Here is a 20,971-nt window from a genome sequence, read left to right on the forward strand (position 1 = left end):
AGAGCGTCCCTAGAGGCATTCCCACGCAGAGCGTGGGGACGATCAATCTCGGGGTTTCTTGCCGAGCGTGGGTTGAGCTGACTGGCGGTCATTGCCAGCAAAAACGTGAAAGAGTACAAATGTACTCCATGACCAATCTGACTCCCCGCCGTACCGCCATCCTGACCTTTATCCGCGAACGCATCGCCGAACACGGTCAGCCCCCAAGCCTCGCTGAAATCAGCGAGGCTTTTGGTTTTGCCTCGCGCAGCGTGGCGCGCAAGCATGTGCTGGCGCTCACTGAAGCCGGGTTTATCGAGGTCAATCCGCATCAGGCCCGGGGCATTCGCCTGCTCGGGCAACCGGCGCGCCCGGAGCTGCTGGATGTTCCCGTGCTCGGCCGGGTCGCCGCCGGTGCGCCGATCGGCGCCGATGCCGACATCCATAGCCGCTTGATGCTCGATCCGGCGCTGTTCTCCCGCACCCCGGATTACCTGCTGCGGGTGCAGGGCGATTCGATGATCGAAGACGGCATTCTCGACGGTGACCTGGTCGGCGTGAAGCGCAATCCCGAGGCACTCAACGGCCAGATCGTGGTGGCGCGGCTCGACGGCGAAGTCACCATCAAACGCTTCGAACGCGTCGGCGCTACGGTGCGCCTGCTGCCGCGCAACCCGGCGTACCAGCCGATTGTCGTGCGCGACGATCAGGACCTGGCCATCGAAGGGGTGTTCTGCGGTCTGGTGAGGCAAGGCTGATGGGCGCCGTGATTGCACTCGATACGCTGTTCAATGGCGGCCAGGTCTGGAAGGGCCGGCCTGCGCCCCCGGCGGCCAGCCCGCAACCCACCGGCCACGCCGCGCTCGATGCAGCATTGCCCAGCGGTGGCTGGCCGGAAGCGGCGCTGAGCGAAATTCTGCTGGCTGGCCCCGGGGTTGGTGAACTGCAATTGGTTTGGCCGACGCTGGCGCGGTTGTCGGCGGCGGGCGAGCGCATCGTGCTGGTGGCGCCACCGTTCGTGCCGTACCCGCAAGCGTGGGAGAACGCCGGGATCGATCTGCGTCGGTTGTCGGTGATTCAGGCCAGTGAACGCGATGCCTTATGGGCGGCGGAACAATGCCTGCGTTCGGGCAGTTGCGGCGCAGTGCTGTGCTGGCCACACAAGGCCGATGACCGCGCGTTGCGGCGCTTGCAGGTGGCCGCGGAAACCGGCCAGACCCTGGCCTTTGCCTGGCGCCCGTTGAGCGAGGCGGTCAACCCGTCGCCGGCGGCGCTACGGATTGCCATCGACGCCAAACCTGCCCAGTTGCGCGTACTCAAATGCCGCGGCGGACTGGCGCGTACGGCGCCGATTGCGTTTGCCGTGGGGCACTGAGGTCGTCATGCGCTGGGTCTGCATTCTGTTTCCGCAATTGGCGCTCGACGCGGTGCTGCGTCAGCGTCCCGATCCCGATGAACCGTTGGTGCTGCTCAGCGGCCCGGCCCAGCGCCGGGTGCTGCAAGCGGTGAATGCGCCGGCGCGTCAGCTCGGCCTGCGCGCCGGCCCGTCGATGACCGCCGCGCAGGCCTTGAGCAAAGGTTTTGCCACCGCCGACTACGACCTCGCCGAGGTCGAGCACTGGCAGCAGTTTCTGGCGGCGTGGGCCTATCGTTTCAGCGCGCAGGTCAGCGTGCATTACCCGCGTACCGTGGTGTTCGAGATCGAGTCCAGCCTGGGCCTGTTCGGTTCCTGGGCGCAGTTCGAAGCGCGGCTGCGCAAGGAGCTGACCGAGCTGGGCTTTCGCCATCGCATCGTCGCCGCACCGAATCCGGTGGCAGCGCGCGTGCTGGCCAACGCCTACGATGGCCTGGTGGTGCCCGACGGTGAAGCCTTGCAGCATCACCTCGGGCAGTTACCCGTCGACCGTGTCGGGCTGGAACCGCCAGTCGCCACGGCGCTGGCGCGCATGGGCCTGCGCAATCTGAGCCAGGTGCAGAGTCTGCCGCGTCAGGCCCTGGCTCGGCGTTTTGAAGCATCGATGCTCAAACACCTCGACACCCTGTTCGGCGCGCGCCCGCTGGCCTTGGCGTTCTATCTGCCGCCGGACCGTTTTGATGTGCGCATCGAACTCAATTTCGACGTGCAATCCCATCAGGCGCTGCTGTTCCCGTTGCGCCGGTTGACCGGTGACCTGTCGGCGTTCCTTTGCGGACGCGACAGCGGCGTGCAGCGTTTTGATCTGCACCTGGAACATGCCGGGTTGCCGGACACGCTGATCAAGGTCGGCCTGCTCAGCGCCGAGCGCGATCCGGCGATGCTCTTCGAACTGGCCCGGGGCCGGCTGGAGCAGGTGCAGGTCGAAGCGCCGGTGCGCGGTTTTCGCTTGCGTGCCGAAGATCTGCCGAGTTTCGTGCCGCAGTTTCAGGAACTGTTCGATGAGCGTCCGCAACAGACCTTGCCCTGGGAGCAGTTGCGCGAACGCCTGCGCGCACGGCTCGGCGACGACGCGGTGCAGGGCCTGCGCTTCCAGGCTGACCATCGCCCGGAATGCGCCTGGCAGAACGGCGTCGACAAGCAGCGCTGCAGCGGGTTGCCGAGCGTTCAGCGCCCGGGCTGGCTGCTCGGCGAACCGCAGAGCGTGGCCGAAGGTTCGGCGCGGATCCTCATGGGCCCGGAACGCATCGAGTCCGGCTGGTGGGACGGTGACGACGTGCGCCGCGATTACTACCTGATCCAGAACCGCGCCGGTCAGCAGGGCTGGGCCTATCGGGCCGTGGGCGAGGGCGGTCCGTTATGGCTGCAGGGCTGGTTTGCATGAACCACGGCTATGCCGAGCTGCACTGCCTGTCGAACTTCAGTTTCCAGCGCGGAGCCTCCAGTGCCCTTGAGCTGTTCCAGCGGGCGAAAAAGCACGGTTACCAGGCGCTGGCGATCACCGACGAGTGCACGCTGGCCGGGATTGTCCGCGCCTGGCAGGCGGCGAAATCGGTAGAATTGCCGCTGATCATTGGCAGCGAAATGCGCATCGACAACGGCCCGAAACTGCTGTTGCTGGTGGAAAATCTGGCGGGGTATCAGGCCTTGTGCGGCTTGATCACCCAAGCCCGGCGGCGTACGCAGAAAGGCCAGTACCAGGTGCTGCGCGAGGATTTCCGCGAGCCGCTGCCGGGGTTGCTTACGGTGTGGGTGCCGGACACCGTGGATGATGTCGAGGAGGGCCGCTGGCTGAAACAGACCTTCGGCGAGCGTCTGTTTCTGGCGGTGCAACTGCATCGCGGGCAAGACGATCAGCGCCGGTTGGCGGCACTGCTGAGTCTGGCGGATCAGCTGCAGATTGCCGCCGTGGCCAGCGGCGACGTGCACATGCACGCCCGTGGCCGGCGAGCCTTGCAGGACACCATGACCGCGATCCGTCATCACGTCCCGGTGGCCGAGGCGGGGTTGCGCCTGCACCCCAACGGCGAGCGCCATCTGCGCAGTCTCGAGGTGTTGCGCGAGTTGTATCCGCAGGCGTTACTCGACGCCTCGGTGCAACTGGCCCGGCGCTGCACCTTCGATCTGAGCGAGTTGCGCTATCAGTATCCGAAAGAACTGGTGCCGCAGGGGCATACCGGCAGTTCCTGGTTGCGCCAGTTGACTAAAGAGGGCATCGCCTGGCGCTGGGAAAAAGGCGCGCCCTTCAAGGTGCTGCGGCAGATCAATAAGGAGCTGAAACTGATCGCCGAGCTCGGCTACGAAAGCTACTTCCTCACCGTGCATGACGTGGTGCGTTTTGCCCGCGAGCAACAGATTCTCTGTCAGGGCCGGGGTTCGGCGGCCAACTCGGCGGTGTGTTTTGCCTTGGGTATCACCGAGATCGACCCGGATCGCACCACGCTGCTGTTCGAGCGTTTCATGTCGAAAGAGCGCAACGAGCCGCCGGACATCGACGTCGACTTCGAACACGAGCGCCGCGAAGAAGTCCTGCAATACGTGTTCCGTCGTTATGGTCGTCGTCGCGCAGCGCTGACGGCGGTGGTCAGCACCTACCACGCCGCCGGTGCGGTGCGCGATGTGGCCAAGGCCTTGGGCTTGCCGCCGGACCAGATCAATGCGCTGGCCGATTGCTGCGGTCACTGGAGCGATGAACCCCCGCCGCTGGCGCGCTTGCTCGAAGGCGGATTTGACCCTGACAGCCCGGTGCTGCGTCGGGTGCTGAGCCTGACCGGGCAACTGATCGGCTTCCCCCGGCACTTGTCGCAGCACCCCGGCGGTTTCGTGATTTCCGAGCAGCCGCTGGACACGCTGGTGCCGGTGGAAAACGCCGCCATGGCCGAGCGCACGATCATTCAGTGGGACAAGGACGACCTCGATGCGGTCGGCTTGCTCAAGGTCGATATCCTCGCCCTCGGCATGCTCAGCGCGATCCGCCGTTGCTTCGACCTGCTGCGCCGTCATCGCCATCTGGATCTGAGCCTGGCGACGATTCCACCCGAGGACCAACCGACCTACGAAATGATCAGTCGCGCCGATACCATCGGCGTGTTCCAGATCGAGTCCCGGGCGCAGATGTCGATGCTGCCGCGCCTGCGCCCGGCGAATTTCTACGATCTGGTGATCGAAGTGGCGATCGTCCGCCCCGGGCCGATTCAGGGCGGCATGGTTCATCCGTACCTGCGCCGCCGGAACAAGGAAGAAAAGGAAACCTATCCATCGCCGGAGCTGGAGGTGGTGCTTAAACGTACCCTCGGCGTGCCGCTGTTTCAGGAACAGGTGATGCAGATCGCCATCGTCGCCGCCGACTACAGCCCCGGCGAGGCCGATCAGTTGCGTCGCTCGATGGCCGCGTGGAAACGCCACGGCGGGTTGGAGCCGCACAAGGAGCGTCTCGCCGCTGGCATGGAGAAAAACGGCTACACCCCGGAATTCGCCGCGCAGATCTTCGAGCAGATCAAGGGCTTTGGCAGTTACGGGTTTCCCGAATCCCACGCCGCCAGTTTCGCCTTGCTGACCTACGCCAGTTGCTGGCTCAAGTGTCACGAGCCGGCAGCGTTCGCCTGTGCGCTGATCAACAGCTGGCCGATGGGCTTCTACAGCCCGGATCAGATCCTTCAGGACGCGCGCCGCCATCAATTGCAGATCCGTCCGGTGGACGTGCGCGCCAGTGACTGGGATTGCAGCCTGGAACCGATCAGCGGCACGCAACCGGCGATCCGCATGGGCCTGCGGATGATCAAGGGCTTTCGCGAGGACGATGCCCGGCGCATCGAAGCGGCGCGGGCGCGCGGGGCGTTTGCCGATATCGCCGACCTGGGCGAACGGGCCGCGCTCGACAGTCGGGCCCAGGCGTTGCTCGCCGATTCCGGGGCGTTGCGCGGGATGGCCGGGCATCGGCATCGCGCGCGCTGGGAAGTGGCCGGGGTGCAGAAACAACTGGGCCTGTTTGCCGGATTGCCGAGTCAGGAAGAGCCCGATGTGCTGCTACCCAAACCCAGTGTCGGTGAGGACCTGCAGGCCGATTACGCGACGCTTGGCACCACGCTGGGGCCGCATCCGTTGGCGCTGCTGCGGGGCGCACTCAAGGCCCTGCGCTGTCGCAGCTCGCAGGAGTTGCTGGATGTCGACCACGGCCGGCCGGTGAGCATCGCCGGGCTGGTCACCGGCCGGCAACGACCGGGCACCGCCAGCGGCGTGACCTTCGTCACCCTGGAAGACGAGTTCGGCAACGTCAACGTGGTGGTCTGGCGCGATCTGGCCGAGCGTCAGCGCCAGGTGCTGGTCGGTTCGCAACTGCTCAAGGTCGATGGCCGCTGGGAGCGCGAAGGCGAAGTCCGGCACCTGATCGCCGGGCGGTTGAGCGACCTGAGCCCGCTGCTCGACGGCATCCGTGTGCAGAGCCGCGATTTTCATTAGCGCGCTGATCCCCTGTGGGAGCGGGCTTGCTCGCGAAGACGGTGTATCAGCCGACATCCCTATTGACTGACCCAGCGCTTTCGCGAGCAAGCCCGCTCCCACAATTGATTTGTGTGCGGATCAAAACAGCCAATTCCCTGGCGTCAAAAAGTCCTGTCATGAATGATGGCACTTTGTCATAATGCCGCCCCTTTTCCCGCTCCCCACCGCGTTGTCGTGCCGGGACACACCGTTTTTTCAGAAGGAATGCACAGTGAGAATGATCTCCCGGATGTTGGTCTCAGGCGTTGCGATTGCCGTGCTCGGCACACTCGCAGGCTCCCTTGCCGGCTGCGCCACCGAAAGCTCCCGCGCGCTGCCGGTGGCCAAGGTCGAGAGCGCCACTCAGGTCTGGACCGGCGTTCGCGTACCAATGGCGGTGGGCAAGTTCGATAACCGCTCCAGCTACATGCGCGGGATCTTCTCCGACGGCGTCGATCGTCTCGGCGGCCAGGCCAAGACCATCCTGATCACCCACTTGCAGCAGACCAACCGCTTCAGCGTGCTGGATCGCGACAATATGGGCGAGATCCAGCAGGAAGCGGCGATCAAGGGCCAGGCTCAACGCCTGAAAGGCGCCGATTACGTGGTCACCGGTGACGTCACCGAGTTCGGCCGCAAGGAAACCGGCGACCATCAACTGTTCGGCATTCTCGGCCGTGGCAAGACCCAGGTCGCCTACGCCAAGGTCAACCTGAACATCGTCAACATCAGCACCTCCGAAGTGGTGTATTCGACCCAGGGCGCCGGCGAATACGCCTTGTCCAACCGCGAAATCATCGGCTTCGGCGGCACCGCTGCGTACGACTCCACCCTCAACGGCAAAGTCCTCGATCTGGCCATGCGCGAGGCGATCAACCGCCTGGTTGATGGCATGAACGCCGGTGCCTGGAAACCGGGTAACTGATCGCTATTCATTGCAAGGAGCAATACCCCATGAATTTGACTTTGTCGCGGTCGCTGCTGGCCCTGACGCTGGCCGCCAGCGCCTTGCTGGCCGGTTGCAGCAGCCCGAAAACCCTGTACCAGTGGGAAGACTACCAACCGCAGGTCTACGAATACTTCAAAGGCGAAGAGCCGAAGGAAGCCCAGGCCGAAGTGCTGGAGCGCGACCTGCAGAAGATCCGCTCCACCGGCAAGGCCGTGCCGCCGGGCTACCACGCGCACCTCGGTCTGCTGTACCTGAGCATGGGCAAGGACGACCAGATGGTGCAGCAATTTCGCACCGAGAAAGCGCTGTTCCCCGAGTCCGGCCCATACATGGATTTTCTGCTTAAAAACGCCAAGACCGGAGACGCCAAATGATCTCGCGCACCCTGAAACTGCTGGCCGCCGGTTTGGCCCTGACCGTGCTCGGTGGCTGCGTCGCGCCGAAAACCGTCGACTATTCAGCGTACAAACAGGCACGTCCGAAGACCATTCTGGTACTGCCGCCGCTGAACACTTCGCCCGACGTGAAAGCCTCGTACAGCCTGTTGTCGCAAGTGACGTTTCCGCTGGCCGAGGCCGGTTACTACGTACTGCCGATCGCTCTGGTGGACGAAACCTTCCGCCAGAACGGCCTGACCACGCCGGATGACATCCATCAGGCGCCGGCCAACAAGCTCAAGGAAATCTTCGGCGCCGACGCTGCGCTGTACATCACCGTGACCGAGTACGGTACGCGGTACATGGTCATCAGCAGCGAAACTGCTGTGACCGCCACCGCCAAACTGGTGGACCTGAAATCCGGCACCACGCTGTGGACCGGTTCGGCACGGGCGTCGAGCGAAGAGGGTGGCAACAACAGTGGTGGCGGCCTCGTCGGCATGCTGATCAGCGCCGCGGTGAAGCAGGTGATCAACAGTTCGACCGATGCCGGTTACCCGATGGCCGGTGTGGCGAGCAATCGTCTGCTGTCGGCCGGTCAGCACGCCGGTCTGCTGTATGGCCCGCGTTCGCCGAAGTACGGCACTGACTGAAAATTACCGGCACACCCACATTCCCTGTGGGAGCGGGCTTGCTCGCGAAGGCGTTGTCTCAGTCAGCTATGCACTGACTGACACTCCGTATTCGCGAGCAAGCCCGCACCCACAGGGGGAATGTGTTGGGCTGTTGATTTATTTGGGGGGCGGGCAAAACCGTTCGCCCCTCTATCGAAAAAGTCCCCGGCCCACCAGCCCCCGCGAACCTCTCGCTGCCTCAATCCCATTCAACTTGCGATCCAGACCCTGCATCTCGACGCCGAAGGCGATATTCTGCGCCACACTTATGTGCGCAAACGGCGCATCACTCTGGAACACCGTGTGCGCCGGAGGCTAAAGGAGTGTTCGAATGACCGAGAAGAAACCGGAAACCACGGTCGACCGCGTCTACCAAGGGGTTTACCAGGCGATCTGCAAGCGTTCGCTGCGGCCGGGAATGAAGCTGGGCGAGGCCTCGCTGGCCGAACTGTTCAATGTCAGCCGCACGTCGGTGCGCGCCGCGCTCAAGCAACTGGAGGCCGAAGGACTGGTTACCACCGAGCCCAACAAAGGCGCATCGGTGTCGCTGCCGAGCAACGAAGAGATCCGTTCGCTGTTCGAAACCCGGCGCCTGATCGAGATCGGTATCGTCACTGAACTGTGCCGCCGCAAGGACACTGCAGCGATGCAGGACTTGCGCGAGCACCTGCTGCTCGAAGACGAAGCCCACGCAGCGGGCGACCACGAGCGGCTGATCCATCTGCTTGGCGAGTTTCACATCAAACTGGCGCGCAGCCTGAACAATCCGGTGCTGCTCGACTGGTTCCAGAAGCTGATTTCCCGTGCCTCGCTGTATATCGCCGCGCTGGATGACGACAGCCATGAAGCCTGTCGCGACAACGAACATCTGCGCCTGATCGAGCATATTGAAGCGGGCAACCAGAGCGCCGCCATCGAACTGACCTGCACGCATTTGAACGGTATCGAAAAGGCGATTCTGGACGTCGCCGCGAAGATGAAAACTGGCTACCATCCGCTCAAACACCTGATCGGCGTTTAAACCGGAGCCGGATGTGAAATCGGCTATACCTCTAATGAAACCAATGCGGCCGACGGCGCTCGAAACAGACGGGCGTTGCGGCGTTTTGGCGTCGCGATGTATCGGGCAAACACCACAGGACACCGAGTCAATCGATGCAGTTTTTATCCGATAGCCACGGTTGTGACGGCTGGAAAGGCGAGATGGCCGGGCGCATTTGTGCGTTCAACTGGCGCCAGACCGAACTCGGCCCGCTCGACACCTGGCCTGCCAGTCTGTGCAGCGCCGTGCAATTGATGCTGGCCTCACCGTTGCCGATGGTCATGCTCTGGGGCCGCGCCGGGTACATGATCTACAACGACGCCTACTCGCAGTTTGCCGGTGGCCGCCATCCGTATCTGTTGGGCGTGCCGGTGGAGTTAGGCTGGCCGGAAGTCGCCGAATTCAACCGGCACGTGGTCGACACCTGCCTGGCGGGCGGCACCTTGTCCTACCGCAACAAGGAGTTGGTGCTGTTGCGCGATGGCGTGCCCGAAGATGTCTGGATGGATTTGTATTACAGCCCGGTCGGCAACGATGACGGCGTGCCGTCCGGGGTGATGGCGATGGTGGTCGAGACCACCGAATTCATGCGCTCCGAACGCCTGCGCCAGGCCGCTGAAGATGCCTATCGGGCCGACAACGAGCGGGTGCGTCTGGCGCTGAATGCCGGGGCCTTGCTCGGCTCGTTTGTCTGGGACGTGAAGAACAATGTGCTTTCCGCCGACGAGCGTTTCGCCCGGACCTTTTCCTATCCGCCGGATCAGGACCTGAGCAACCTGCCGCAGTCCTTCACCGAATCGCGGATTCACCCGGATGACCTGGCGTGGGTGCAGGATCGGGTCAATCATTCGCTGCAGACCGGCGAGCCGTACAACGCCGAATACCGCGTGCGGCGCGCGGACGGCAGCTATCTGTGGGTGCTCGCCAGCGGCGCGTGCGAGTTCGATGAGCACGGTGCGCCGTTTCGTTTTCCCGGGGTGTTGATCGACATTCATGAGCGCAAGAACGCCGAAGAATCCCTGCTCAAATTCACCCGAAACCTTGAACAGCGGGTGGCCGATGAAGTGAATGCACGGCTGGCCGCCGAAGAGCAGTTGCGCCAGTCGCAGAAGCTCGAAGCCATTGGCGGACTCACCGGCGGTGTGGCCCACGACTTCAACAACCTGCTGCAGGTGATCGCCGGCAATCTGCATTTGCTGGCGCGGCATGAGCCGGGCAATGCCAATGTGCAGCGTCGGGTCAGCGCCTCGCTGGCGGCGGTCGAGCGCGGCGCCAAGCTGTCGTCGCAATTGCTCGCGTTCGCCCGGCGTCAGCCGCTATCGCCGGCGGTGTGCGATCCGCGACAGATCTTCGACGGCGTCGGTGAATTGCTGCAGCGCGCGCTGGGTGAAACCATTCAGATCGACGTGCAACTGCCGCAAGAACCGTGGCACATCAACGTCGATCGCAATCAGCTGGAAAACGCCATTCTCAACCTGGCGATCAACGCCCGGGATGCGATGAAGGGCGAGGGCACGATTGTCCTCAGCGCGCTCAACACGCGGCTGGACAGCACCTTTTGCGCCGGCAAAGGCATCGTCGCCGGTGACTTCGTACGGGTGGTGGTCAGCGACACCGGCGCAGGCATTCCCGCGCAAATGCTCGAACAGGTGTTCGAGCCGTTCTTCACCACCAAGGCCGATGGCCAGGGCACCGGGCTCGGTTTGAGCATGGTGTTCGGCTTCGTCAAACAAAGCGGCGGGCACGTCGAGATCGACAGCACCGTGGGCGAGGGCACGCGCGTGCAGTTGTATTTTCCACGTAGCCTGCGCCCGGTCCTCGCTGAGACGCCGAGTATCGGCAAGCAGCAGGGCGGCGGCCACGAGACCATTCTGGTGGTCGAAGACAACGACGCAGTACGCGCCTCGGCTGTGGAGTTGCTGCGCGAAGAAGGCTACCGCGTGCTGACCGCCGGCAATGGCGACGTGGCGATGCAGATGCTGCTGGAAGGTGCCGAAGTCGATCTGATTTTCACCGATGTGGTGATGCCGGGGTTGATTAAGAGTTCCGATCTGGCGGCATGGGCCAAGGTCCAGGCGCCACCGGTAGCGGTGCTGTTCACCTCCGGCCACACCCGCGACATCATTTCGCGCAACCACCAACTGAGCCCTGATACGCATTTGCTCGGTAAACCGTATAGCCCGGAGGCGTTGCTGCAGATGATACGGTCGGTGCTGAGTGCGTGATCACCTATGGCAGAGGATTGTCTGTGGCGAGGGGATTCATCCCCGATGGAGTGCGCAGCGCTCCCCTGCATTTTTCCAGCTCCCATGGCATTTGCAGTGGCTGCGGCGGCTGCGCCGCCGATCGGGGATAAATCCCCTCACCACAGGGTTCAGCTTCGCCCCTAATTTTTTCTGCAGGGACAGCCAATGACTTCCAAACGTACCTCCAAGGCACCCGCCGGCATGGTTCGGGTGCGTGGCGCCCGTGAACACAACCTGAAGAACGTCGACGTCGACATTCCTCGCGATGCGCTGGTGGTGTTCACCGGGGTGTCCGGTTCGGGCAAGTCGTCGCTGGCGTTCTCGACCCTGTACGCCGAGGCCCAACGGCGCTATTTCGAATCGGTGGCGCCGTATGCGCGGCGGCTGATCGATCAGGTTGGCGTGCCGGATGTCGACTCCATCGAAGGCCTGCCGCCGGCCGTGGCCCTGCAACAGCAACGGGGCACGCCGAGCACGCGTTCCTCGGTGGGCAGCGTGACCACGTTGTCGAGCCTGATCCGCATGCTCTATTCGCGCGCCGGCAGTTATCCGCCGGGACAGGCGATGCTGTACGCCGAGGATTTTTCGCCGAACACGCCGCAAGGCGCCTGCCCTGAGTGTCACGGCCTCGGACGGGTCTATGAGGTGACCGAAGCGCTGATGGTGCCCGATCCGAACCTGACTATTCGCCAACGCGCCGTGGCCTCCTGGCCGCTGGCGTGGCAGGGGCAGAACCTGCGTGACATCCTGGTGACCATGGGCATCGACGTCGACATCCCCTGGAAGAAACTGCCGAAAAAACAGCGCGACTGGATTTTGTTCACCGAACAAACCCCGACCGTGCCGGTGTACGCCGGGCTGACCCCGGAAGAAACCCGGGTCGCCCTCAAGCGCAACCTGGAGCCGAGTTATCAGGGCACCTTCACCGGCGCCCGGCGGTACATCCTGCACACCTTCACTCATTCGCAAAGTGCGCTGATGAAGAAGCGTGTTTCACAGTTCATGCTCGGCAGCCCGTGCCCGTTGTGTGACGGCAAGCGCCTCAAGCGCGAGGCGTTGTCGGTGACTTTTGCCGGTTACGACATTGGCGAGTTGTCGCAGATGCCGTTGCTGCAAGTGGCCGAAGTATTGAAACCCGTGGCTGCGGCGACGTATCTGGAGCACGCCGAAGAAACCGGCGAAACCCTGAGCCATGCGCAAACCCGCGAGGCTCGCCAGCAACGCGTCGCCCACGGTGCCAGCGGCCACGCCAGCGCGCCAGATGTGCGCCATACGCCAAACCTGTCGCTGGAAAAACGTCTGGCGGCGCAGCGCATTGCCGAGGACTTGCTGGAGCGGGTCAGCACCCTGACTGACCTGGGCCTGGGTTATCTGGCGCTGGAGCGCAGCACGCCGACACTGTCGTCCGGCGAGCTGCAGCGTTTGCGGCTGGCAACGCAATTGGGCTCGCAACTGTTCGGCGTGATCTACGTGCTCGACGAACCGTCCGCCGGCCTGCATCCGGCCGATGGCGAAGCGTTGTTCGAGGCCTTGCAGCGGCTGAAGGCCGACGGTAATACGCTGTTTGTGGTCGAGCATGATCTGCAAACCATGCGCCGCGCCGACTGGCTGATCGATGTCGGGCCGGCGGCGGGCGAGAAGGGTGGCCGGGTGCTGTACAGCGGTCCGCCGGCAGGGCTGGCCGAGATCGACGAATCGCAGACCCGGGCCTATCTGTTTGCCGAAGCCCGAGACACTTCGCGCACTGCACGCAAGCCGAGCGGCTGGCTGAAACTTGAGGGCATCAGCCGCAATAACCTGAACCACCTCAGCGCCGAGTTTCCCTTGGGCTGCTTCACCTCGGTGACCGGGGTTTCCGGCTCCGGCAAATCAAGCCTGATCAGTCAGGCGCTGCTGGAACTGGTAGGCGCGCAGTTGGGGCGTCCAGTGGTTGAGCAGGAGTCGGAAGAACTCAGCCTCGAAGACGATGCGCCGCAGGTCAGCAGCGGCCAGGTGACGGCGGGGCTGGAGTCGATCAAGCGGCTGGTGCAGGTCGATCAGAAACCGATTGGCCGCACACCGCGTTCGAATCTGGCGACCTACACCGGTTTGTTCGACAACGTGCGCAAACTGTTCGCCGCCACCCCCCAGGCGCGGGCGGCGGGGTACGACGCCGGGCAGTTCTCCTTCAACGTCGCCAAGGGCCGTTGCCCGACCTGCGAAGGCGAGGGTTTTGTCAGTGTTGAATTGCTGTTCATGCCGAGCGTGTACGCGCCGTGCCCGACTTGCCATGGCGCGCGGTACAACCCGCAGACGTTGGCGATTCGGTGGCAAGGCTTGAGCATCGCGCAGGTGTTGCAACTGACGGTGGATGAGGCGGTTGAGGTGTTCGCCGAACAGCCGGGGATTCGTCGTTCGCTGGAGGTGCTGCGTGACATCGGCCTCGGTTATCTACGGCTCGGGCAACCGGCCACCGAGCTGTCCGGTGGCGAGGCGCAGCGCATCAAACTGGCCACCGAGCTGCAACGCAATCAGCGTGGTGCGACCTTGTACGTGCTGGACGAACCGACCACCGGATTGCACCCGCGAGACGTCGATCGGCTGCTGGAGCAACTGGATAATCTGGTCACGGCAGGGCACACAGTGATCGTCGTCGAGCATGAAATGCGCGTGGTGGCGCAGAGCGACTGGGTGATCGACATTGGCCCAGGCGCTGGGGATCAGGGTGGCAGGATTGTCGCGGCCGGCACGCCGCAGAAAGTCGCCGCGAGCAAGAAGAGCCGGACTGCGCCGTTTCTGGCCCGGGCCTTGAGCCGATAACTGCGGCGCCCCGGCCGGCCCCTTCGCGAGGAGGCTCGCTCCCACAGGGTTCTCGGTGGATACACGCAACCCCCTGTAGGAGTGAGCCTGCTCGCGATAGCGGCGTGTCAGCCAAGAATGAATGATCTGACCTGACACCATCGCGAGCCGGCTCACTCCTACGGGGTTTTGCGGTCTACTCATCTGATGAATGCGACCCTTTTGTGCGCTGTTATTTGCTCGGGTGTTTGGCCTGCAGTTCTTTGGCAGCGGTCAGGTGTTTTTCCAGCGCCGGGAGCATTTTCTGCGCAAAGGCTTTCAGCTCCGTGGCGCCTTTGACCTGGTCGTCGGTGACGGTGTTGGCTTCTTTCTTGAACAGTTCGATGGTCTCTTCGTGGGCCTTGACCTGGTTGTTGGCGTAGGCCGCGTCGAAGGACTCATCGCGCAGGTCGAGGATCTTTTCCTTGGCCTGCTTGATCAGGGTGGTGGTGTCCGGGACTTTGATGTCATTGGCCTTGGCAATGCCGGCCAGCTCATCGTTGGCCTTGCCGTGGTCGGTGATCATCATGTTGGCGAATGCCTTGATGTCGGCCGACTGGCTTTTTTCCAGGGCGAGGCGACTGGTCTCGATCTCCGAGATGCCACCGGCTGCGGCGTTGTCGACGAAATTGTTCGAGGTGGCCGCGAAGGCACTGCCCATGCCGCTGCTCAAAGCGACAGCCAACATGAGATGACGCAGGTTGAATCCGTCCATTGGTGTATCTCCACACAGGTTTTTGTTGACGTTATTCAATGGAGGGAACGGAGCAGGCAAAGGTTTGATCGCGTTTACGACAGGGCGACGAACGGCCACCGCTGGTCTGACAGGTGGTCGACAGAACGGCTCAACCAAGGCCATTCTGATACTGGCTGACGCAATCGGTCGCGTCGGCTGCCGATCAACTGACGGAGGTGTTCCATGCCGGTGACCCATGACCTGTACCAGGACTTGAAACTTACGAAGGAAGAGATCCAGCAAAAACGCACCGAGGATCCATTTCTGGACGCACTGATCAACAAGTATTCCCAGGCGGACGCCGAAGTAGTCAAGGCCGAGACGGCGACCTCGGATGCGCCCAGTGATGACACACTGAAGAAACTCAAAGAGAAGCGCTTGCAGGTCAAAGACAAGATCGTTGCGCAGTTGCAGGCTCGATCCTGACCGTCAGTCGCGCCACCGACCCTTGGTGGTGACGCGACGGGAACGACAGTCACCAATGGCACCTCGAATGTTCAGAGTCTTCATTACGCGACTCTTTGCGAGGTGCCTTATGAACAAACCCAGATTCCCCAGTGAAGAGCAGGGCGCATTCGACCCGGTTCCGACGCATCCGGAGCCCAACAGCCCGGCGCACACCTCGACTCATCCCGAGGAGCCGGAGGAGGATCTTCCTGAAGACGAAGATCCCGACAAGTTCGACAGGTCGGGTAACTGACAGATTGCCTTCGCGAGCAAGCCCGCTCCCACAGGGGATTGCATTTCAACTGTGGGAACGGACTTGCTCGCGAAGAGGCCAGTACAGTCGAAATCATTTTCGCCTGACACACCGCTTTCGCGAGCAGGTTCGCTCCCACATTTGCCAAGCATCACTTCAACGCAGCAGCCAACGGTAACCGCGCCATGTGCGTGGCCTTCAACGACCCCAAATACAACCAGTCCCCATACTCGCGCGCCGTGGTGATCGGGGAGTAATTGCCGCTGCTGGCATCCTGCAGATTGGCGATCACCTTGCCCTGCAGATCCAGTCCCAGCACAAACCCGCGCTTCTCCACCGGTTTAGGCAAGACGGTCAGTGCCCGCACGATCATCTTGCGCACCAGCGGATGCCCGGCGCTGCCATCGAGCAAGGCGCTGCGCGGCGCGTAGAGCGCGACCCAGAAGCGGTTGCTGCCATTGAACGCGAGGTTGTCCGGCAGGCCTGGCAGGTTGTCGATGAACAGGTCGTGAGTGCCTGCCTTGGGGCCGCTCAGCCAGTAGCGGCTGATGCGGTAGGCGCCGGTTTCGTTGACCAGCACATAGGCGTCATCCGGGCCGAGCGTCACGCCGTTGGCGAACTGCAGTTTGTCCAGCAGCACGCTGGTCTTGCCCGTCTGAAAGTCGTAGCGCAGCAAACGCCCGTCGCCCCCGTGCTCGATGATCGCCTCACCGTCATGGCCATAGCCCCAGCGACTGCTGGCATCGCTGAAATAGGCGTAATGCCCGGGTTTGTCGATGGCCACATCGTCGGTGAAGCCGAACGGTACGCCATTCGCCTCCGTGGTCAGGGCGATCAGTTGGCCTTGAGCGTCGAGTGACAGCAGGCCCTTGACCCCGTCGGCAATCACCAGCAAACCGTTGGGATGCCGCGCCAGGCCCAGGGGCCGGCCGCCGGTGTCGCTGAGGACTTTGCGTTCCTTGCCGTCGAGGCTGGTGCGGATCAACCGCCCGTCATGCAGGCCGGTAATCAGAAAGTCGCCTTCCAGCAGCAGTGCTTCCGGGCCGTCGATGTCGCCGGGGCCAACCTGTTCGATGGCTTTGAGCCGCTGGTTTTCGGCGTACACCCCTTCGCTCAGCGACGGTGCCGGCGGCGGCTTCCAGGCCACCGGCTGAACCTTGGTTGGCATCAACAGCAGAAAGGCGATGATGAGGATGACCAGCAGCAACAGCAGTCGCTTCATGAATGATGCCCCGTCAGTGTCAGGTGTTTGAGCGCCATGTCGCGCAGGGCCTGCATCGACGTGGCCGATTCACGCTCGATGCGCCGTTTCAGCAGCAACAGATTGGCAAGGCGCATGCCCAACCCGTCGAACCGATAATCCAGGGTGCGTACAAACCGCGTGCCGTCGGCTTCGGCGGTGCATTCGTAGGTCAGCAGCAACGATAAACCGTGATCGCCCCGCGCCCGTGCGCACCAGCGCCGGCCCGGCAGGTACTCGCTGACTTCCCAGCTCAAGTGACCGGCGCGCCCACCGGCATGAATGTCTTCCTCAAAGCGCGCCCCGGCATGCAGCGGGCCTTGCGGGCCGTCGATCTTCAGCGACGAGGGGTGCCATTCGGGCCAGTGATGGACGCTGGCGGCGTAACGAAGCACGGCGACCGGTTCGCCAGCGATATCGATCTGGTGCTGCATGCGGGTCATGGGCGGTCTCGAATAGCGCAACGGGGCGGGTTGCGGCTCCCAGTACAGAGTGCCGAACAGGTAATCCATCAGCGGAAAAACGATATTGAAATTGCGCTCCTGCATGCGCTCGCGGCGGTGATGCAGTTCATGCAGATGACGCATCTGGCGGATCCACGGCAGACGGCTCAGCGGATTATCTGGCGGCAGATGCTCGCAGGCGTGAAACACCTCGTAGGTCAGATAACCGAGCACCATGCAGCCGCCGAACAGCCCGGCGACATTGGCGTTGACCTGTGCGAACAGCCACCACAGCGGCAGCGTGATGAGCAGCGTATGCACGACGATCAACCAGGCCGGAAACAGGATCACCCGCCAGTCGCGGGCGCCGTCATAGGTCATGTGTCCGGGGGTGAAAAAGCTGTGATGGTCACCGGCATGCCGCGCATAAAACAGCTTGGCGAAAGTCTTTTTGTGGTGGCCGAGATGGCGATGGACGATGTACACGCCAAAGTTGAAAAACAACAGAGTCAGCGGCACGGTCAGCCATTCCAGCGCGCGTACCTGCTGCACGCTGTTCCAGAACGCGCCGATCGCCAGCACGCCGAACAGCAGCACGAAAGCGCCGTGCAGCCACGGGTTGTAGAGCGGATGGATGGCCGCGCGGTAACGGCTGCGAAATGCCTCGGTGGTCTGCCTCACTGCGTTCACCTGTGGGTATTGTTGTTATACCCGGCAGATTAGCCGATCCGGCCGCTTGTGCAGGCCGCACCTTGAGGTCAGTTGCGCCATGCTCCGGTGTAAAGCGGCCGATCAGCTCAACGGGTTCCAGCGCTGCGACCAGTCGTCATCGGTCTCGATCACCTGACGCAGCAGATCGAAGGCCTGCTGCAGGGTGGCCGAGTCGCGTTCGCGGGCGTACACCAGATAGGTCGGGTAGCCGAATTCCGGGGCTTTGGTCACCGTTTCCAGCGCGCCGCTTTCCAGATAGCTGCGCACTACGCGGGTGCGGAAATAGCCGCTGCCACCGTGTTCGAGGATGTATTGCAGGGCCAGTGGGCCGAGGTTGAAGCTCAGCGCCGCCTTGGCTTTGTCCGGCAGGGCGGCGTCGTGCTGACGACGGAAATCCGGACCCCAGTCGATGTAGACGTAGGGATCCGGGCGGTTCGGCGCACGCACCAGAATCAGTTTTTCTTCCAGCACCTGCTCGACTTGCAGGCCGGGCCAGTATTCCGGCTGATAGACCAGCGCGGCATCAAGCACGCCGAGTTCGAGTTGGCGCAGCAGGTTTTCGCCGTCGCGGATTTCCATGCGCAGTGCGTGACCGGGGATCTTCTCGCGCAGTTGTGCGGCCCAACTGAGCATCAACGGGTTGCACAGGCTGACTTCGCCGCCGATGTGCAGCACGTTGTGATACCCGTCCAACAGCGGCAGGTCACGCCGCGCCGCCTCCCAGGTCTGCACCAGTTGATTGGCGTAGACCACGAACGCTTCGCCATTGGCCGTCAACTTCGCGCCCGCGCGGTTGCGCACGAACAGCGTACTGCCCAGCTGACTTTCGAGTTTCTGCACCCGGGCGGTGATCGCCGTTTGCGTGACAAACAACTTCTGCGCCGCCGCAGCCAGGCTGCCGTGGCGGACGATTTCCAGAAAGGTGCGGGCGAGGTCGATGTCCATGGGCGGGCCGATGTCTGAAGTGCGGGCATTGTAAGTGCCGGCCCGACACCGCGTCATCGTTCATCGCGAGCAGGCTCACTCCTACAGGGTTCTGCGGTGGGCATGGATTTCGCGAACGATGCAGAACCCTGTAGGAGTGAGCCTGCTCGCGATAGCGGTCACCCTGTCAAACCAATGTGTCCGACACACCACCTTCGCGGGCAAGCCCGGCTCCCACAGTGCCTGGCGCTGGACATAAATTTCGCGAACGATGCACAACCCTGTGGGAGCCGGGCTTGCCCGCGAAGAGGCCCGCCCGGTCACCACACATTCAACCCGCCAACTCGGTCTTGCGCACCCGCGCCCAATCCGCCACCAGTCGCGCCGGCGTGCCGCAGGCTTTGCGCTTGTAGACGAAGTGGCTGCACTTTTCGGCGAACTGGTGGCGGTTGTAGAGCATGTCTTCCTGCATTTCCTGCAATTCGTTTTCACGGCATTGCTCGATCAGCACCTGATCGACCCGCAACTTGCGCTCACGCACGGCGGCATAGGTCGGATCGGTCAGCGCTGCGTTGGCCCGTTGCAGCAGCCACAGCGAGAACTCATCCGGGCAGCGTGGGCCGATTTCCTGGACCATGCCCAGTTGCAGCGCCTGCATGGCGCTGACCGGCAGACAAGCCTGAGTCAGTTGCTCGGCCATCGCCGGGCCGACCGCGCGGGGCAGGCTGTAGGTCCAGTATTCCGAGCCATACAGGCCCATGCTCTTGTAATGCGGATTGAGCACGATGTCGGCCCGGGCAAACACAATGTCGGCGGCCAGCCCCAGCATCACGCCGCCGGCTCCGGCATTGCCGGTTACGCCGCTGACCACCAGTTGCTGCGCGCTGAGCAGCTCGGCGCAGACATCATCGATCGCCTGAATATTCGCCCAGGCCTCGGCGCCCGGGTCCTGCGCAGCCTGAATCACGTTCAGGTGCACGCCGTTGGAAAAACTGCCGCGTCCACCCTTGATCAACAGCACCCGAGTGTCCCGGGACTTGGCCCAGCGCAGCGCTTCGACCATGCGCTGACATTGTTCGGTGCTCATCGCGCCGTTGTAGAACTCGAAGGTCAGCTCCCCGACATGCCCGGATTCGCGATAGCGGATCGGCTGATACGCCTCGTCGTTGAACGGTTGGCTGGCGATCGACCAGTCGAGGGTCGGCACTCCGGCCAATTGCCCGGTCAGCACATGCCGCGCCGGTTGCTTGAAGGTCTCTTCGCCGGGCAGTGGTTTGCGCCGCAGCGAGCCGATCCACAGGCTTTGATCGCCGGTCGCGACCAGCACGGCGTCGTCATGCACCGCGAGGATCTGGCCGGGAATGCCGGTGCGCTGATCAAGGTGCGCGTCGTACAGGTAATACTGCCCGCCGGCCAGGCTCGCCAGCACACCCGGCTGGCCGTCGGCGGCGTCAATGCAGCGTTTGATGAAGCGCGAGCAGTCGTGCCAGCTGAAGGTGCGGTCGTCCTGCTTCATGTTCGGTTGCAGGCGGCCACGGACATTCGGGTCGGTGTAATCCAGCGCGACCGGAACAAAGCCTTCAATGAATTTCTCGACCACTTCGCGGATGCAGAGAATGGCCGCATCGCTGACCCGGCCGTTGTACAGCTCGGATTTGCGCAAGCCCGACGGCAGGTTGAATTCGCAGGTGGCCCAGACCGGACCGGCGTCCATTTCTTCCACCGCTTGCAGGGCGGTCACGCCCCAACGGGTCAGCTCGTTGCTGATCGCCCAGTCCAGCGCGCTGGCGCCACGATCGCCGACGATGCCCGGATGGATGATCACCACCGGACGTCGGGCATTGCTCCACAGTGCGTGAGGTACGCGGTCCTTGAGGAACGGGCAGATCACCAGATCGGCGCCGCTGTGTTCGATCTGTTCGCACACCGACGCTTCGTCGGTGAACACCACGACGCTGGGCGAATGCCCGGCCTGACGCAGTTCCAGCCAGGCGCGTTGGGTCAGACCGTTGAATGCCGAGGACAGCAGAATAATCTTCAGTGATCGCATGGTTTTCTTCCTTGAAGGGGCAGCCGCGGGCTCTCGGTGAGCCGTCCTTGGCTTTCGATGGAGCGCGCAGATTAGTCAGTGCTTCAAGGCGGGCAACTGACCGGGGTCAACGTTGTGTCAGTCAATATTTCTGCGCCGACAGAGCGGCTTATTCTCAATAGTTTGTTTATCCTGATTTTTAATTACTTCA

Annotated in this window: 17 protein-coding genes; 12 read left to right on the forward strand and 5 right to left on the reverse strand. The window is 63.0% G+C overall.

The window, feature by feature from the left end; genetic code table 11:
- Window positions 1-119: 119 nt before the first annotated feature.
- The 10 genes from lexA to PseAD21_RS08620 all read left to right on the forward strand — a co-directional run bounded on the left by lexA (window position 120) and on the right by PseAD21_RS08620 (window position 13,959).
- Window positions 120-737 carry a transcriptional repressor LexA gene (lexA, locus tag PseAD21_RS08575; RefSeq protein WP_102355313.1) on the forward strand — a complete coding sequence of 206 codons (618 nt, stop codon included), beginning with the start codon at window positions 120-122 and terminating at the stop codon, window positions 735-737.
- Window positions 737-1,354, forward strand: a complete 618-nt coding sequence (imuA, locus tag PseAD21_RS08580) for a translesion DNA synthesis-associated protein ImuA (protein ID WP_102355314.1) — start codon at window positions 737-739, stop codon at window positions 1,352-1,354. The genes lexA and imuA overlap by 1 nt, the downstream gene beginning before the upstream one ends.
- Window positions 1,355-1,361: 7 nt before the next feature.
- On the forward strand, window positions 1,362-2,777 hold the full coding sequence (locus tag PseAD21_RS08585) for a DNA polymerase Y family protein (RefSeq protein WP_102355315.1): 1,416 nt from the start codon (window positions 1,362-1,364) through the stop codon (window positions 2,775-2,777).
- Window positions 2,753-5,851, forward strand: a complete 3,099-nt coding sequence (locus tag PseAD21_RS08590; RefSeq protein WP_218244971.1) for an error-prone DNA polymerase — start codon at window positions 2,753-2,755, stop codon at window positions 5,849-5,851. The genes PseAD21_RS08585 and PseAD21_RS08590 overlap by 25 nt, the downstream gene beginning before the upstream one ends.
- 259 nt (window positions 5,852-6,110) lie before the next feature.
- A complete protein-coding gene (locus tag PseAD21_RS08595) occupies window positions 6,111-6,797 on the forward strand; it encodes a CsgG/HfaB family protein (protein WP_178082111.1) in 687 nt (228 codons plus the stop codon).
- A gap of 29 nt (window positions 6,798-6,826) precedes the next feature.
- Entirely contained in the window at window positions 6,827-7,195 is a 369-nt protein-coding gene (locus tag PseAD21_RS08600) for a DUF4810 domain-containing protein (RefSeq protein ID WP_003225593.1), read from the forward strand.
- Window positions 7,192-7,851: a DUF799 domain-containing protein gene (locus tag PseAD21_RS08605; protein WP_102355318.1), complete on the forward strand. Its 660-nt coding sequence runs from the start codon at window positions 7,192-7,194 to the stop codon at window positions 7,849-7,851. Before PseAD21_RS08600 ends, PseAD21_RS08605 begins: the two co-directional genes overlap by 4 nt.
- Window positions 7,852-8,203: 352 nt before the next feature.
- The gene (locus PseAD21_RS08610; protein ID WP_102355319.1) at window positions 8,204-8,893 is read left to right on the forward strand and encodes a GntR family transcriptional regulator; all 690 of its coding nucleotides are present in this window, start codon (window positions 8,204-8,206) and stop codon (window positions 8,891-8,893) included.
- 134 nt (window positions 8,894-9,027) lie between these two features.
- A complete protein-coding gene (locus tag PseAD21_RS08615; RefSeq protein WP_102355320.1) occupies window positions 9,028-11,139 on the forward strand; it encodes a PAS domain-containing sensor histidine kinase in 2,112 nt (703 codons plus the stop codon).
- A gap of 186 nt (window positions 11,140-11,325) precedes the next feature.
- Window positions 11,326-13,959 (forward strand): excinuclease ABC subunit UvrA, encoded by a 2,634-nt coding sequence (locus tag PseAD21_RS08620; protein ID WP_102355321.1) that lies wholly within the window; start codon window positions 11,326-11,328, stop codon window positions 13,957-13,959.
- Between the two features lie 211 nt (window positions 13,960-14,170).
- Here the strand turns inward: PseAD21_RS08620 and PseAD21_RS08625 are convergent, their stop codons facing one another.
- Window positions 14,171-14,692 carry a DUF4142 domain-containing protein gene (locus PseAD21_RS08625; RefSeq protein ID WP_102355322.1) on the reverse strand — a complete coding sequence of 174 codons (522 nt, stop codon included), beginning with the start codon at window positions 14,690-14,692 and terminating at the stop codon, window positions 14,171-14,173.
- Window positions 14,693-14,896: 204 nt separating this feature from the next.
- Here PseAD21_RS08625 and PseAD21_RS08630 point away from each other — a divergent pair, with 204 nt between their 5' ends.
- Together PseAD21_RS08630 and PseAD21_RS29745 are read left to right on the forward strand one after the other, a co-directional pair.
- Entirely contained in the window at window positions 14,897-15,139 is a 243-nt protein-coding gene (locus PseAD21_RS08630; protein ID WP_003225561.1) for a YdcH family protein, read from the forward strand.
- A 109-nt stretch (window positions 15,140-15,248) separates the two neighbouring features.
- Window positions 15,249-15,413, forward strand: coding sequence for a hypothetical protein (locus PseAD21_RS29745; protein WP_178082108.1), 165 nt, complete (start codon window positions 15,249-15,251; stop codon window positions 15,411-15,413).
- Window positions 15,414-15,564: 151 nt separating this feature from the next.
- Here PseAD21_RS29745 and PseAD21_RS08640 read toward each other — a convergent pair whose 3' ends face one another.
- From PseAD21_RS08640 to PseAD21_RS08655, 4 genes are all read right to left on the reverse strand, one after another.
- Complete coding sequence (locus PseAD21_RS08640; RefSeq protein ID WP_102355324.1) at window positions 15,565-16,635, reverse strand: SMP-30/gluconolactonase/LRE family protein; 1,071 nt, start codon at window positions 16,633-16,635, stop codon at window positions 15,565-15,567.
- Entirely contained in the window at window positions 16,632-17,777 is a 1,146-nt protein-coding gene (locus tag PseAD21_RS08645; protein ID WP_102355325.1) for an SRPBCC family protein, read from the reverse strand. The genes PseAD21_RS08640 and PseAD21_RS08645 overlap by 4 nt, the downstream gene beginning before the upstream one ends.
- Window positions 17,778-17,888: 111 nt before the next feature.
- Entirely contained in the window at window positions 17,889-18,752 is an 864-nt protein-coding gene (locus PseAD21_RS08650) for a LysR family transcriptional regulator (RefSeq protein ID WP_102355417.1), read from the reverse strand.
- A gap of 310 nt (window positions 18,753-19,062) precedes the next feature.
- Window positions 19,063-20,781, reverse strand: coding sequence for a hydrogenase maturation protein (locus PseAD21_RS08655; protein ID WP_102355326.1), 1,719 nt, complete (start codon window positions 20,779-20,781; stop codon window positions 19,063-19,065).
- Between the last annotated feature and the right edge of the window lie 190 nt (window positions 20,782-20,971).

The organism is Pseudomonas sp. AD21 (genome assembly GCF_002878485.1).
In the GTDB taxonomy this organism is placed as follows: Bacteria; Pseudomonadota; Gammaproteobacteria; order Pseudomonadales; family Pseudomonadaceae; genus Aquipseudomonas.

Coding starts and splice junctions, on each gene's coding strand:
- lexA (WP_102355313.1), top strand. CDS start 120: ATGTACTCCATGACCAATCTGACTCCCCGCCGTACCGCCATCCTGACC.
- imuA (WP_102355314.1), top strand. CDS start 737: ATGGGCGCCGTGATTGCACTCGATACGCTGTTCAATGGCGGCCAGGTC.
- PseAD21_RS08585 (WP_102355315.1), top strand. CDS start 1,362: ATGCGCTGGGTCTGCATTCTGTTTCCGCAATTGGCGCTCGACGCGGTG.
- PseAD21_RS08590 (WP_218244971.1), top strand. CDS start 2,753: ATGGCTGCAGGGCTGGTTTGCATGAACCACGGCTATGCCGAGCTGCAC.
- PseAD21_RS08595 (WP_178082111.1), top strand. CDS start 6,111: ATGATCTCCCGGATGTTGGTCTCAGGCGTTGCGATTGCCGTGCTCGGC.
- PseAD21_RS08600 (WP_003225593.1), top strand. CDS start 6,827: ATGAATTTGACTTTGTCGCGGTCGCTGCTGGCCCTGACGCTGGCCGCC.
- PseAD21_RS08605 (WP_102355318.1), top strand. CDS start 7,192: ATGATCTCGCGCACCCTGAAACTGCTGGCCGCCGGTTTGGCCCTGACC.
- PseAD21_RS08610 (WP_102355319.1), top strand. CDS start 8,204: ATGACCGAGAAGAAACCGGAAACCACGGTCGACCGCGTCTACCAAGGG.
- PseAD21_RS08615 (WP_102355320.1), top strand. CDS start 9,028: ATGCAGTTTTTATCCGATAGCCACGGTTGTGACGGCTGGAAAGGCGAG.
- PseAD21_RS08620 (WP_102355321.1), top strand. CDS start 11,326: ATGACTTCCAAACGTACCTCCAAGGCACCCGCCGGCATGGTTCGGGTG.
- PseAD21_RS08625 (WP_102355322.1), bottom strand. CDS start 14,692: ATGGACGGATTCAACCTGCGTCATCTCATGTTGGCTGTCGCTTTGAGC.
- PseAD21_RS08630 (WP_003225561.1), top strand. CDS start 14,897: ATGCCGGTGACCCATGACCTGTACCAGGACTTGAAACTTACGAAGGAA.
- PseAD21_RS29745 (WP_178082108.1), top strand. CDS start 15,249: ATGAACAAACCCAGATTCCCCAGTGAAGAGCAGGGCGCATTCGACCCG.
- PseAD21_RS08640 (WP_102355324.1), bottom strand. CDS start 16,635: ATGAAGCGACTGCTGTTGCTGCTGGTCATCCTCATCATCGCCTTTCTG.
- PseAD21_RS08650 (WP_102355417.1), bottom strand. CDS start 18,752: ATGGACATCGACCTCGCCCGCACCTTTCTGGAAATCGTCCGCCACGGC.
- PseAD21_RS08655 (WP_102355326.1), bottom strand. CDS start 20,781: ATGCGATCACTGAAGATTATTCTGCTGTCCTCGGCATTCAACGGTCTG.